Origin of the sequence: Larkinella bovis (assembly GCF_042655385.1) — a bacterium.
In the GTDB taxonomy this organism is placed as follows: Bacteria; Bacteroidota; Bacteroidia; order Cytophagales; family Spirosomataceae; genus Larkinella; species Larkinella bovis.
The window spans coordinates 1,189,084-1,202,136 of record NZ_JBHSMA010000001.1 but is presented as its reverse complement, the minus strand read 5'-3'; the positions used below and the strand labels follow the sequence as shown (position 1 = coordinate 1,202,136).

11 protein-coding genes are annotated in these 13,053 nt (G+C 52.7%); 9 read left to right on the top strand and 2 right to left on the bottom strand.

Annotated features, from left to right (window positions below; translation table 11 throughout):
- Nucleotides 1-47 precede the first annotated feature (47 nt).
- The 7 genes from ACFPMF_RS05050 to ACFPMF_RS05020 all read left to right on the top strand — a co-directional run bounded on the left by ACFPMF_RS05050 (nt 48) and on the right by ACFPMF_RS05020 (nt 10,029).
- A complete protein-coding gene (locus tag ACFPMF_RS05050; RefSeq protein WP_379841758.1) occupies nt 48-1,028 on the top strand; it encodes a GlxA family transcriptional regulator in 981 nt (326 codons plus the stop codon).
- A gap of 125 nt (nt 1,029-1,153) precedes the next feature.
- The gene (locus tag ACFPMF_RS05045; RefSeq protein ID WP_379841756.1) at nt 1,154-2,818 is read left to right on the top strand and encodes a CTP synthase; all 1,665 of its coding nucleotides are present in this window, start codon (nt 1,154-1,156) and stop codon (nt 2,816-2,818) included.
- 114 nt (nt 2,819-2,932) lie between these two features.
- Nucleotides 2,933-4,774 (top strand): membrane protein insertase YidC, encoded by a 1,842-nt coding sequence (gene yidC / locus ACFPMF_RS05040; RefSeq protein ID WP_379841754.1) that lies wholly within the window; start codon nt 2,933-2,935, stop codon nt 4,772-4,774.
- Between the two features lie 111 nt (nt 4,775-4,885).
- Nucleotides 4,886-6,610 (top strand): ABC transporter substrate-binding protein, encoded by a 1,725-nt coding sequence (locus ACFPMF_RS05035; RefSeq protein ID WP_379841752.1) that lies wholly within the window; start codon nt 4,886-4,888, stop codon nt 6,608-6,610.
- A gap of 103 nt (nt 6,611-6,713) precedes the next feature.
- Nucleotides 6,714-7,997, top strand: coding sequence for a glutamate-1-semialdehyde 2,1-aminomutase (hemL, locus tag ACFPMF_RS05030; protein ID WP_379841750.1), 1,284 nt, complete (start codon nt 6,714-6,716; stop codon nt 7,995-7,997).
- Nucleotides 7,998-8,002: 5 nt separating this feature from the next.
- Nucleotides 8,003-9,010: a glycosyltransferase family 2 protein gene (locus tag ACFPMF_RS05025; protein WP_379841748.1), complete on the top strand. Its 1,008-nt coding sequence runs from the start codon at nt 8,003-8,005 to the stop codon at nt 9,008-9,010.
- 29 nt (nt 9,011-9,039) lie between these two features.
- Nucleotides 9,040-10,029: an NAD-dependent epimerase/dehydratase family protein gene (locus ACFPMF_RS05020; protein ID WP_379841746.1), complete on the top strand. Its 990-nt coding sequence runs from the start codon at nt 9,040-9,042 to the stop codon at nt 10,027-10,029.
- A gap of 1 nt (nt 10,030) precedes the next feature.
- Here ACFPMF_RS05020 and ACFPMF_RS05015 read toward each other — a convergent pair whose 3' ends face one another.
- Complete coding sequence (locus tag ACFPMF_RS05015; protein WP_379842745.1) at nt 10,031-10,795, bottom strand: methyltransferase domain-containing protein; 765 nt, start codon at nt 10,793-10,795, stop codon at nt 10,031-10,033.
- A 151-nt stretch (nt 10,796-10,946) separates the two neighbouring features.
- On the opposite strand from ACFPMF_RS05015, the gene ACFPMF_RS05010 reads away from it, so the two are divergent.
- Nucleotides 10,947-11,285, top strand: coding sequence for a hypothetical protein (locus ACFPMF_RS05010; protein ID WP_379841744.1), 339 nt, complete (start codon nt 10,947-10,949; stop codon nt 11,283-11,285).
- Between the two features lie 75 nt (nt 11,286-11,360).
- On the opposite strand, the gene ACFPMF_RS05005 is transcribed toward ACFPMF_RS05010, so the two are convergent.
- On the bottom strand, nt 11,361-11,525 hold the full coding sequence (locus ACFPMF_RS05005) for a hypothetical protein (protein ID WP_379841742.1): 165 nt from the start codon (nt 11,523-11,525) through the stop codon (nt 11,361-11,363).
- Nucleotides 11,526-11,626: 101 nt separating this feature from the next.
- Between ACFPMF_RS05005 and hisS the strand changes: the two genes are divergently transcribed.
- Complete coding sequence (hisS, locus tag ACFPMF_RS05000; protein ID WP_379841740.1) at nt 11,627-12,991, top strand: histidine--tRNA ligase; 1,365 nt, start codon at nt 11,627-11,629, stop codon at nt 12,989-12,991.
- Nucleotides 12,992-13,053: the final 62 nt, after the last annotated feature.

The window sequence follows — 13,053 nt, the reverse complement described above, 5'->3', positions numbered from 1 at the left end:
CAATCAAAGGGGTTGATTACGACAATCTATTCCTTTATTTTTGGGCTATGAAGCATATATCGATCTTAGTGCCCAATGGTGCTATTTTAGGTAGTCTGGAAGGGACCCGCCAGCTGTTTACACAGGTGAATCAGTTTTTTGCGGCAAAGGGCGCTCCTCCGATGTTTCAGGTCCAGTTGGTAGGGCTTTCCAAAGCGACTCCGCTGTGTGGCGGACGGTTTACGGCGAATACGGATGCGTTGATTGACGAAATTCAGAAAACCGATCTGATTGTAATTCCCGCCCTCGACGGCGATTTGCGGGTGGCCGTGGAGAAAAACCGGGACTTTCTGCCCTGGATTACCCGGCATTATCAGAATGGTGCCGAAGTAGCCAGCCTGTGCGTGGGGGCGTTTCTGCTGGCTTCGACCGGTTTACTCAACGGCCGGAGCTGTGCAACGCACTGGATGGCCGCCAACGAGTTCCGGCAACTATTTCCCGAGGTGAATCTGGTGACGGAAAAAATCATCACCGACGAACTGGGCATCTACTCCAGCGGGGGTGCTTTTTCGTACCTGAATCTGATTCTGTATTTAATTGAAAAATACGCCGGCCGGGAAATAGCGGTTTTATCGGCCAAGGTGTTTGCCATTGAAATCGATCGCGAAAGCCAGTCGCCGTTCACCATTTTTCAGGGGCAGAAAGAACACGAGGACGAGCCGGTGAAGAAAGCACAGGAGTTTATCGAGAATAATTTTCAGGACCGGATCACGATTGATCAACTGGCCGAAATGAACGCGCTGGGTCGGCGGAACCTGGAACGGCGGTTTAAGAAAGCCACGTCGAATACCGTGGCCGAATACATCCAGCGCGTGAAGATCGAAGCGGCCAAGAAAAACCTGGAAATCACCCAGAAAAACATCAACGAAATTATGTACGACGTGGGCTACTCGGACACCAAAGCCTTCCGGACCATATTTAAAAAAATTACCGGCTTGTCGCCGATCGAATACCGGAACAAATACAACAAAGTCGGAGCAATTGCCTGATTTTTCGGAGGCTGACCCTCAACTGTTTACCTTCTATTTGCAACTTTTTCGAGTGAGCAGCCCCGCTTTTCTCCAAAAGTTTTCGTACTTTTATATCCCGTAACAACCACATTCTGTTTTCAGACATGGCTTCATCCGGTCAGAAAACCGCTAAGTACATTTTCGTTACGGGCGGTGTAACTTCTTCGTTGGGCAAAGGCATTATTGCTTCTTCGCTCGCAAAATTGCTTCAGTCTCGCGGCCTTTCGGTCACGATTCAAAAGTTTGATCCCTATATTAATATTGATCCCGGTACGCTCAATCCTTACGAGCATGGCGAATGCTATGTGACCGACGACGGCGCAGAAACCGATCTTGATCTGGGCCATTACGAACGGTTTTTAAATATTCGTACTTCCCAGGCGAACAACGTTACCACCGGCCGGATTTATAACAACGTAATTACCCGCGAACGCAAGGGTGATTTTCTCGGACGTACCGTTCAGGTGGTTCCGCACATTACCGACGAAATCAAACGCAATATTCGTCTGCTGTGTGAAACCGGTGAATACGATATTGTGATAACCGAGATTGGGGGTTGTGTGGGGGACATCGAATCGCTGCCGTTTGTGGAGGCTGTCCGTCAGTTGAAATTCGAACTGGGCGAGAAGGATACGCTGGTGGTTCACCTGACACTGGTACCCTACCTTGCGTCGGCGGGCGAACTGAAAACCAAGCCTACGCAACACTCCGTCCGGATGTTGCTCGAAAACGGCGTGCAGCCCGATATCATTGTCTGCCGGACCGAACATCCGCTTCCCCCCGATATCCGTCGGAAAATTGCGCTTTTCTGTAATGTACAGGTCAATTCCGTGATCGAAGCCATCGATGCGGAAACCATCTACGATGTTCCGCTGCTGATGAGGAAAGAAAAACTGGATCAGCGGGCACTTTACATGCTGGATTTGTACAATGATCAGGATGCCGACCTGGATAGCTGGAAGGAATTTCTGGGGCATCTGAAAAATCCGACGGATAGTGTAACCATTGGCCTGATTGGGAAATACGTTGAACTCCGGGATGCCTACAAATCGATTGCCGAAGCCTTCATTCATGCCGGGGCCAAGAACGAGTGTAAAGTCAATATCGAGTGGATCCAGTCCGAAACCCTGGGCGACTATGAGCAGGTGGCCGAGCGGTTGCGCGACCTCGACGGCATTCTGGTGGCACCCGGTTTTGGCGAACGGGGTATCGAAGGAAAAATCAACGCCATCCGCTATGCCCGCGAAAATAGCGTGCCGTTTTTCGGGATCTGTCTCGGTATGCAGTGCGCCTGTATCGAATTCGCCCGCAACGTGTTAGGCTGGGGAGAAGCCCATTCGTCGGAAATGAACCCAAATGCATCCCACCGAGTTATCGACATGATGGAGAGCCAGAAGAAGGTGACCAACATGGGCGGTACGATGCGGCTGGGGGCGTATCCCTGCAAAATCAAGAAAGATTCGCTGGCGGCTGAGGTATACGGCAAAACGCAAATCAGTGAGCGTCACCGGCATCGGTACGAGTTTAACAACGAGTTTCTGAAAGAGTTTGAGAAAGCCGGAATGGCCGCTACGGGGATTAACCCCGAAACCGGGCTGGTCGAAATTGTGGAGCTGAAAAATCACCCCTGGTTCGTTGGCGTTCAGTTTCACCCCGAACTTCGCAGCACTGTTATGGACCCGCACCCCTTGTTTGTTCAGTTTGTACGGGCCTCGCAGGTGCATTCGCAGGATAAGCGGCTGGTGGACACTACGGCCAATGTTGGTTAAGCCTTCGCTTCTCCGTACCTTTGCGGACTAAATGATTGGTTTAAGGAGTAAGGTTTACGCGGGATACGTCGTCGTCGATGGTAAACCTTATTCCTTAGACATTAAACAAAAAAAATGGATCGTAATCAAATTATTGGTATTGTCTTAATCCTGGGAATGTTACTGGGGTATCAACTGCTGATGCCGAAACCAGCGCCGGAAAAGCAACCTGAACAGGAAAAAGTGACTTCGGCGGCTTCTCCTGCTGCTGTCAAACAACCCGAACAAGCACTCGATTCGGCGGCTACCCGAAAACTTTACGGCGATTTTGCGGCCGCTGCGACGGGCCAAAGCCAGGATATCGTTGTTGAAAATCCCGATCTTCGCATCACGTTTAGTACGCAGGGGGGACGCGTCAAGGAAGTTCTGCTGAAAAATTACAAAACGTTTGACCAGAAACCGCTGGTGCTTATCAACGAGCAAAGCAGCGAAATGGTCCTGGAATTACCCACCAATCGCGGGAAGGTCAATATAGAGAAGCTGTTTTTTGAAACCACGGCTTCGCCCCAGTCGTCGGTGCAGGGAAATGCACAGACCGTAACGTTCAAACTGGCCTTATCCCCAACCGAATCCATTGAACAAACCTACACGATTCCGGCGAAAGGCTACATTGTCGATTATGACCTGAAGCTGAATGGTCTGGATAATCAGCTGACCAACAATGATATCCGGTTTTTGTGGCAGGATAAAATGCGGCAGTTTGAAAATGACATGGATGAAAACCGCAAGTCGGCTACCATCAACTACCTGTCGGCGGATGAGAATTTCGACGGTCTGACGGAAGGGGCCAGCGATCAGGAAGCGACTCTGGAAGAACCGGTGAAGTGGTTTACCATCAAGCATAAATATTTTCTGGCCGGTTTTATTTCCGAAAGCGGTCCGTTTAAGAAGGCGGTTTTCAAAACCGTGGTGAATCCGAACGACACGCAGACGGTGAAAACGGCCATTGCTGATGTGTTGATTCCGATGGCGGATGTGAAAAGTGGCAAAGGCAATTACCGGTTTTATTTCGGACCGAACGATTACCAGTTGCTCGACGAAGTGGCTCCGGAATTCGACCGGAACGTTTACCTCGGATATGCCTTCCTCAAACCCGTCAATAAGTACTTCTTTGTGCCGGTTTTCAACCTGCTGGAGAAATTTATCTCCAACTACGGTTTGCTGATTATCGCGCTGGTGGTGTTTGTAAAACTGCTGCTGACGCCCCTGACGTACCGCTCCTACGTGAGCATGGCGAAAATGCGGGTGTTGGGCCCCGAAGTCAATGCCATTCGCGAGAAAGTGGGCGACGACATGGCCAAGCAACAGCAGGAAACGATGAAGCTCTACCAGCAGGTAGGTGTCAGTCCGTTGAGCGGCTGTATTCCGGTCCTGGCGACGATGCCGGTTCTGATGGCGTTGTTTTTCCTCTTTCCGAATCTGATCGAGCTGCGGCAGAAAGAATTCCTGTGGTCAACCGACCTTTCGACCTACGATTCCATCATCCGGTTTCCGTTCGCAATTCCGTTCCTGGGGTCACACCTGAGTCTGTTTACGGTGATCATGACGCTTTCGAGTTTGGGCTACGCGTATTACAACAACCAGATGACCCCCGCCCAACCGAACAGCCCGATCAACATGAAGGCCATGAGCTACGTGTTTCCGGTTATGTTCATGTTTGTGATGAACTCTTTCCCGGCGGGTCTGGCGTTTTACTACTTCGTGTCCAACGTGGTGACCATCGCCCAGCAATTGCTGATTCGAAAGTTTGTGGATGAAGACAAGATCAAGGCGGTGCTGGAAGAAAACCGGAAGAAATTCGCGAAAGGTGACGTGAAAAAATCGAAGTTTCAGGACCTGCTTCAGCGCTCGCTCCAGCAGGCTGAGGAGGCCAAGAAACAGGCCGAAGAAGCGAAAAAACGGGCCAAAAAACAGTAATAAGGCCGTTTTGCGAAAAAATATAGCGGGTAACTCCGATCCGTCCGGAACAAAACCAACGCAGATGCGTTGGTTTTGTTAGTTTTGTGCCAGGCTTCTTAATCCGAACAAATGAATATCCATCCTGTCCCTTTTGCTGGTTTACGATCATTCGGTCTGACGGTATTCCTCTGGGCAACCGTTCAGGCAGTGCTGGCCCAGACCGACAATGCCGAACGGCGGCTGAAGATGGCGATGCAGTATATCCAGCAGCAGGATTACCCAAAAGCCAAAGCCGAATTACGCCCGCTGACCGACAGCCGGACCGGCGGAATTGCCCCTTACGCCCATTATTACCACGCGCTGGCCGATTTTAACCAGAAGCGGTTTTCCGAGTCGCGAGCCATGCTCCGGCAGTTGCTCGAGCGGTATCCGGATTGGAAAAAGCGGGATGATGCCTATTACCTGCTGGGGGCGGCTCATTTTGAAAATGGGCAGTACGAAGAAGGAATCGAGGAGTTGAGCCGGATTGGCGATCAGACGCTTCGGGCGGATATCAACTCATTGGAATCGTATTATTTTAGTCAGATCACCGACTTGAATCGGTTGAAAGTGATGCAGAAGGAGTTTCCGAACAACCGGAATCTGGCGCTGGCCCTGATTGACATGATTCAGCGGACGTCGACCTCCACGGCAGATCTGGAGTTATCGGACCGGCTGACCAACCGGTTTGGGGTGCCCAACACCCCCCGCCCGGCTTCGACGGCAACCCCTTCGACGGCGACCACGGTTATCAAACCGGAGAAAAACCGGAACAAAGGGTACTATAATGTGGCCGTGATGTTCCCGTTTCGAATCGGCGAAATCAATCCGAACGAACCGGCCCGGTCAAACCAGTACGCGCTCGATTTGTACAACGGCATGAAACTCGCCAAAGCGAAGTTGCAGTCGGAAGGCATCACGGTAAATTTATTTGCCTATGATGTCGACAACGATCTTTCAAAGATGACGGCTCTGATGGAAAATCCGGGTTTCCTGCAGAATGACCTGCTGATTGGCCCGCTGTATGCCGAACCCAACCGGCTGGCCACCGAATTTGCCCATCAGAACAATATTGTGTTGGTGAATCCGATCTCAACCAGCAGCGAGCTGGTGGCGAATCAACCCCTGGCCTTTCTGGCGGCTCCCTCGCTGAATCAGCAGGCGGTGAAAACCGTGGCGTTTGCCCGGACGCTCTCGACGCTTAAAAAAGCGGCCATCTATTACGGCAATTCCCGGAAAGATTCCACGCTGGCGACGTTGTACCAGAATGAATTGAAACGCATTGGGTTTACGATGGTGGAATTCCGCAAAGTTGGCAACGATCTGGAATCCATCCGGATGACGGAAATGAACAAACCCGGTCATATTTTCCTGGTGACCAGTGACGAAAACACGGGGCCGAAATTGCTGCGGCTGCTGGCGCAGCGGAAAGTAGATTCGCCCGTGATTACCACCGCCACGGCTTTCAATTTCGATAAAAACCCCTTATCGGTTTTTACCCGGAATGACCTGTATCTGGTCTATCCCGAATATGTGGATACGCAACGCCCCGAAACCCGGGCGTTTGAGGAGCAGTATCTGGAACAACGCAATATAATTCCGTCGACATACGCCTATCAGGGGTATGATATGCTGTTGTTTTTTGGCCGGGCGCTGGCCCGCAGCCGGGGCCAGTTGACCAACCGATCACAGCTTAAAACCAGTCCGGAAAACGGCTACCTGCTGTCGGGCTATGACTATTCGGCCGGTAACGAAAACCAGGTTGTCCCCATCGTTAAATTCGACGGAAACCGATTTGTATTAGCTAATAATTAATTGGGAATGATTGAATGAGAGAATGAGTGAATAGCGCTGCGAAAAGCAGGTAACTGGCGGAGCTATTCACTCATTCTCTCATTCAATCATTCACTCATTACCTATGACTACGAGCGAACAACTTTTTGAGAAAGCAAAGACATTGATTCCCGGCGGGGTCAACTCGCCGGTGCGGGCGTTTCGGGCGGTTGGCGGCCATCCGCTGTTCATCAAATCGGCCAAAGGTCCTTTTCTGTTTGATGAAGACGGAAACCGATATATCGAACTGATCAATTCCTGGGGGCCGATGATTCTGGGCCACGCCTTCGAGCCGGTGGAAGAAGCCGTTCGGGACGCGATTCAGCACTCGTTTTCCTTCGGAGCACCCACCCGCAAGGAAGTCGAAATGGCCGAATTGATTGTCGAAATGGTTCCTTCCGTTGAAAAAGTCCGGATGGTCAATTCCGGCACCGAAGCAACCATGGCGGCCATTCGGGTGGCCCGCGGGTTTACCGGGCGGGATAAATTGATCAAGTTTGAAGGATGTTACCACGGGCACGGCGACTCCTTCCTGATTGCTGCGGGCAGCGGAGCCATTACGATGGGGACGCCCGATAGTCCCGGTGTTACCAAAGCAACGGCGCTGGATACGCTGACGGCCCCCTTCAACGATTTGTTCGCCGTTGAACGCCTGATTGATGCCAACGCCAATCAGATTGCCGCCGTGATTCTGGAGCCGGTTGTCGGCAACATGGGCTGCGTACTGCCCGAACCCGGTTTTCTGCAGGGATTGCGTGATTTATGCGATCGGCACGATATTCTGCTGATTTTCGACGAGGTGATGACCGGTTTCCGGCTGGCGAAAGGGGGCGCTCAGGAGCATTTCGGCATCCGGCCTGACCTGACGACGATGGGGAAAATCATTGGCGGGGGGATGCCGGTCGGTGCCTACGGCGGTCGCCGGGAAATTATGGATATGGTTTCACCCGCCGGCCCGGTTTATCAGGCTGGCACCTTGTCCGGGAATCCAATTGCGATGTCGGCTGGGCTGGCGATGCTGCGGCATCTGAACGAACACCCGGAAGTCTATACGCGTCTGACTGAAATTGGCGACAAACTGGTAGCCGGTTTCCGAAGCAGCTTGGCCAGCCTGGGGCTCAACTTCACGATCAATCACCTCGGTTCGATGTACACGCTGTTCATGACCGAGCGCCCGGTTTCGAATTTTGTCGATGCAAAGTCTTCGGATCTGGCCCTTTTTGGCCGGTATTTTCAGGCGATGCTGAAGCGTGGCGTTTACCTGGCGCCCTCGCAGTTCGAGAGTCTGTTCCTGTCGGTTGCGCTGACCGATGAACTGGTCGACGAGATTATCTGGGCCAATGAGGAGTCGTTGAAAGAGGTCATTTGATTCGGATGCGTTTTTCCGTCATTATCCCCGTCTATAACCGGCCCGACGAACTCCGCGAACTGCTCGAAAGCCTGTGCCAGCAAACCCGGATTCCCGACGAAGTTGTGGTCGTGGAAGACGGGTCGGTCAACCCGGCCAATCAGGTGGTGGAAGAGTTTCACCAACGGCTGAACCTGCGGTACTTTTCCAAACCGAACAGCGGGCAGGGATTTACGCGTAACTACGGTTTTGAACGGGCGACCGGTGATTATTTTGTGATTTTCGACTCCGACGCGCTGGTGCCACCCTCTTATTTCGAAACCGTTGAACGGCGGCTGAATACCGACTGGCTTGATGCGTATGGTGGGCCGGATGCGGCTCATCCGAATTTTACGCCCACTCAAAAAGCCATCAGTTATTCGATGACCTCGCCGTTTACGACGGGGGGCATTCGCGGCAGCAAGAAAAATCTGGGCGGAAAATACCATCCGCGCAGTTTCAATATGGGTTTTTCGCGAAAGGTGTATGAGGCCATCGGCGGCTACAAAATCAGTCGGATGGGGGAGGATATCGAGTTTGCGATTCGGATTATTACCCACAACTTCAAAACCGGCCTGATCCCCGAAGCCTTCATTTACCACAAGCGCCGGACCAACCTGAAACAGTTTTACCGGCAGACCCGGTTTTTTGGCCGGGCCCGGATTAACATCGCCCGGTTTTTTCCGTCGGAACTGCGATTGGTGCACACCTTTCCGGCGGTTTTTACACTTTTCGTCTTTTCGGTTCCGCTCTGGTATTTCGTTCACCCGGTTTTGTTTGGGCTGGCAGTTTCGGCGCTGGTGCTGTTTTCGGTGCTGATTTTTGTTGATGCGGTTCGGAAGGAGAAAAGCCTGGAGGTCGGTTTTCTGAGCGTGGGAGCCGCCTTTGTTCAGCTTCTGGGGTATGGAATTGGTTTTCTGAGTGAAGGCTGGAAACGCCTTCGCGAACCGAAAGGTCACCAGGAAACCGGTGCCAATCTGGAGTATCCGTCGTAACCTGCTGTCGAATTTTTGTATTTTACGGCATGAAAATTTTGGTAACGGGTAGTGCCGGGCATCTGGGCGAAGCGCTCGCCCTCACGCTAACATTGCGTAACGAGGAGGTGGTCGGCCTGGATATTCTTCCCTCACCGTATACGACCCAACTCGGGTCCATCACGGATCGGGACGTTGTAAAATCGTGCCTGGTGGGGGTCGATACGGTTTTTCATACCGCCACGCTCCACAAACCGCACGTGGGAACGCACAGCATGCAGGCGTTTATTGACACGAACGTGACTGGAACGCTCAATCTGTTGCAGGAATCGGTTGCTGCGGGGGTGAAGCGGTTTATTTTTACCAGCACAACCAGTGTTTTTGGTGATGCGCTCGTACCGCCTGCGGGCCAGCCCGCTGCCTGGATTACCGAGGACGTCACGCCGGTTCCGAAAAATATTTACGGCGTCACCAAGGCAGCCGCGGAAAATCTGTGCCGGTTGTTTTACCGCAAACAGGGTTTGCCCTGTATTATCCTGCGAACCTCCCGGTTTTTCCCGGAAGACGACGACAGCAAAACCGCCCGGTCCGGTTACGCCAATGATAACCTGAAGGCAAACGAATACCTGTTCCGCCGGGTGGACATTGAAGACGCGGTGAGTGCACACTGGGCCGCAGCGGAACGGGCGGAGGAGATCGGGTACGGAATGTATATCATCAGTGCCACCACGCCCTTCCGGTTTGACGACCGGGCTGCCTTGCGCCAGGATGCTCCGCAGGTGGTGGCGAGACGGGTGCCGGCGTTTGGGGCCGAATACGAGCGTCGCGGGTGGCAGATGTTTCCGGAAATTGACCGGGTTTACGTCAACGAACGGGCCCGGATGGAGCTGGGCTGGCAACCCCGGCACGATTTCAAAACCGTTCTTGAACGGCTGAAGGCGGGCGATACGGTGCAAAGCCCGCTGGCCAGACAAATCGGGGTGAAAGGCTACCACACCCGTTCATTTTCGGAGGGGCCGTATCCCGTCGACGGCGCGTAGGCTATTTCCTGCAGAGGTAAATGATTTCACCGGCGGGCAGCGAAAACCGCTTTACTTCCTCGCGGGGCAATTCAAAAACGAACCGATCTTCGATTACCGTAAAACCGCCTTTGGCCAGTCGCTGGGCGTAATCCTGACCGAAAAGCCGGACGTGATCGCTCTGCCAGAAAAGCCGCTCACGTTCTTTCGGGTCCGTAATGGTGGGATCTTCAAAGGTCGTCGGGCGGTTATAGTCGATGGGCGACTGAATGATGGCCCAGCCACCCGGTTTCAGGACGCGGTGGAGTTCGCTGCTGGCTTTGGCATCGTCCTCGACATGTTCCATCACGTGGTTGCAAAACGCAACGTCGAACGTATTGTCGGGAAATGGAATCTGGTGGATATCCATTTTAATTTTCGCTAGGGGCGACTCAATGTCGGCGGTGATGTAATCGAGGTTCGGCAGTTTTTCGAAGCGATCGATGAAGCAGTGCTCCGGGGCAACGTGCAGAACTTTCAGGTTGTCGCGGTAAAAGTTGGTTTTCCGTTTCAGGTACAGATTCATCAGCCGGTGCCGTTCGAGGGCTAAACAGTTCGGACACAGGGCGTTCGGGCGCGGAATGTTCCGGCCGTACGGCATAAACTCCCGAAAATGCTTGCCACAAACGGTGCATTCGACGTTGTTACCCCGGTAGAAAACCATCATCGCTTTCATGGCGTAATGGCTGATGCGCTGCAAAACCGGACGCGGTACGGTTCGTAAAATAAAGCTAATGAGGTGTTTCATACCACAGTTAAAGGCCTGCGAAACCCGGCTGATGGCGGTTTTTAGCCATGACCGCCGGGGCCCAATGCGCATAAAGTAACAGATTTAAAGACAAAATGTAATTTAGTCTGTTAAATTAGAGCTTTGATTACTAGTAGTTATTACGGAATCGATGGCAGTTGCTCCTTCCAAACCGCCCGGTCGGCGACTCATCAAACGGATGAGTACCCGTACCAAATGGCTTTTACTGGCTCCGTTCAGCCTGGCGCTGATCGGCTATGGCCTCTGTGTTTTCAGCGAAGCGGCACACCTGAAACATACCGGGGAGCCCTTCAACCGCTGGTTTCTGCTCGGCACGTATAGCCTGATCGTCATCAATGCCGGGATTTCGTTGTTTGGCCAAGCCGTCATTTTCCGGATGCAGGTTGAAAACCGCCGGATCATTCGCCGATACCTGAAAAAAATGCTGCGGAACCGCCTGAAAAAAGAAAACCCCGTCCGTCGAGCGTAACGAGGCAATCACTGGTTAGGATCATTCGTTGGGAAGCCATCGGGTAACCACCCAGCCGGAAAGGACTGCCCTTGCTTAGGCAGCCGCTTCGCTTTTCTTTTCGGCGAATGAGGCTTTGATCGCATCCACGTCTACATTTTTGATGTCCGGACGACGCAGCAATTGCTTGATGCGGGCAATTTTATTATTGGCTCTTGCTTTATTTTTCTGGTCTTTGCGTTTCAGTGCAGTTACTCCCATGATCGTATAAATGAATAAGTTGATTCCAAATTGTCCGCAAAATTAACGGAAATCCTGCACAAAACCAATAATCAATCCGTCGGGCTTACTATTTTTGCGGCATGCAAAAACCGAGTGTACCCCGCGGAACCCGCGACTTTGGGCCGGAACAAATGAGCAAACGCCTTTTTCTGCTGGACACCATCCGGCAGACGTTCCGGCGATACGGCTTTCAACCGCTTGAAACCCCCGCTCTCGAAAACCTGTCGGTGCTGATGGGGAAATACGGCGAGGAAGGCGACCAGTTGCTGTTTAAAATCCTCAATTCCGGTGATTTTTCCCAGGGCTTAACCGAAGCCGACTGGCAGGAGAATGCCCGGAAATTAACCCCGAAAATAGCAGAAAAGGGCTTGCGGTATGATCTGACGGTCCCGTTTGCCCGCTACGTGGTGATGAACCGCCACGCGTTGGCGATGCCCTTCAAGCGGTACCAGATCCAGCCGGTCTGGCGCGCCGATCGTCCGCAGAAAGGCCGTTACCGGGAGTTTGTGCAGTGCGATGCGGATGTGGTCGGGACGGATTCGCTGCTGTGTGAAGCCGAAATTGTGCTGATGCTGCACGAGAGCCTGCGGAATCTGGGCATTCAGGATTTTACGGTGAAAATCAATAACCGCAAGATTCTGACCGGGCTGGCCGAAGTGGTGGGGGCGGCAGGGCAGGAAGCCGCCCTGGCGGTTGCGATTGATAAACTCGATAAAATCGGGAAAGAAAAGGTGGTCGAAGAGTTGAAGCAACGCGGTTTTTCGGATGAATCGATCGAAAAACTGGACCCCATGTTTCAGTTCCCGGACGAGGCCCAGGCGGCTTTTGCCCAGTTGAAAAACTGGCTGGCCGCGTCCGAAGTAGGCTTGAAAGGCGTGACGGAACTGGAGGAAGTTTGGGCGTTGGTAGCCCAGTACGGCCTGACGGACGCCCGGATTCAGCTGGATGTGACGTTGGCACGCGGTTTATCGTATTATACGGGAGCGATTTTCGAAGTCAAGGCCAATGGGGTGCAAATTGGCAGCATCAGCGGGGGAGGGCGTTACGACAACCTGACGGGGGCGTTCGGAATGCCGGGTTTGTCGGGGGTCGGCATATCGCTGGGCGTCGATCGGATTTACGATGTCATGGAAGAACTGAAGCTGTTTCCGGAAACCGGTTTGCAATCGACCCGGGTGCTGGTGGTGCATCTCGATGCCGAAGCCCGGTCTGTTGGTTTACCGTTGTTGAGCCAGTTGCGGGCTCGTAACATTGCCGCCGAAGCCTATCCGGATACGGCCAAAGTGAAAAAGCAACTGGATTATGCCAACGCCAAGCAGATTCCCTACGTCGTTTTAATTGGTTCCGAAGAATTGCAAACCGGATTACTGGCGCTTAAAAACATGGTGACGGGTGAGCAGGAAAAATTGACGGCCAGCCAGCTTGTGGAAAAGGTATCGATCTAACGGAATGGGTATAAAAAAACGGTGCCGCGAACTTGAGCCACGGCACCGTTGCACTTGAAAAC

Excerpts from the sequence above, each read along its gene's own strand:
- ACFPMF_RS05050 (WP_379841758.1), top strand. The coding sequence starts at position 48 with ATGAAGCATATATCGATCTTAGTGCCCAATGGTGCTATTTTAGGTAGT.
- ACFPMF_RS05045 (WP_379841756.1), top strand. The coding sequence starts at position 1,154 with ATGGCTTCATCCGGTCAGAAAACCGCTAAGTACATTTTCGTTACGGGC.
- yidC (WP_379841754.1), top strand. The coding sequence starts at position 2,933 with ATGGATCGTAATCAAATTATTGGTATTGTCTTAATCCTGGGAATGTTA.
- ACFPMF_RS05035 (WP_379841752.1), top strand. The coding sequence starts at position 4,886 with ATGAATATCCATCCTGTCCCTTTTGCTGGTTTACGATCATTCGGTCTG.
- hemL (WP_379841750.1), top strand. The coding sequence starts at position 6,714 with ATGACTACGAGCGAACAACTTTTTGAGAAAGCAAAGACATTGATTCCC.
- ACFPMF_RS05025 (WP_379841748.1), top strand. The coding sequence starts at position 8,003 with ATGCGTTTTTCCGTCATTATCCCCGTCTATAACCGGCCCGACGAACTC.
- ACFPMF_RS05020 (WP_379841746.1), top strand. The coding sequence starts at position 9,040 with ATGAAAATTTTGGTAACGGGTAGTGCCGGGCATCTGGGCGAAGCGCTC.
- ACFPMF_RS05015 (WP_379842745.1), bottom strand. The coding sequence starts at position 10,795 with ATGAAACACCTCATTAGCTTTATTTTACGAACCGTACCGCGTCCGGTT.
- ACFPMF_RS05010 (WP_379841744.1), top strand. The coding sequence starts at position 10,947 with ATGGCAGTTGCTCCTTCCAAACCGCCCGGTCGGCGACTCATCAAACGG.
- ACFPMF_RS05005 (WP_379841742.1), bottom strand. The coding sequence starts at position 11,525 with ATGGGAGTAACTGCACTGAAACGCAAAGACCAGAAAAATAAAGCAAGA.
- hisS (WP_379841740.1), top strand. The coding sequence starts at position 11,627 with ATGCAAAAACCGAGTGTACCCCGCGGAACCCGCGACTTTGGGCCGGAA.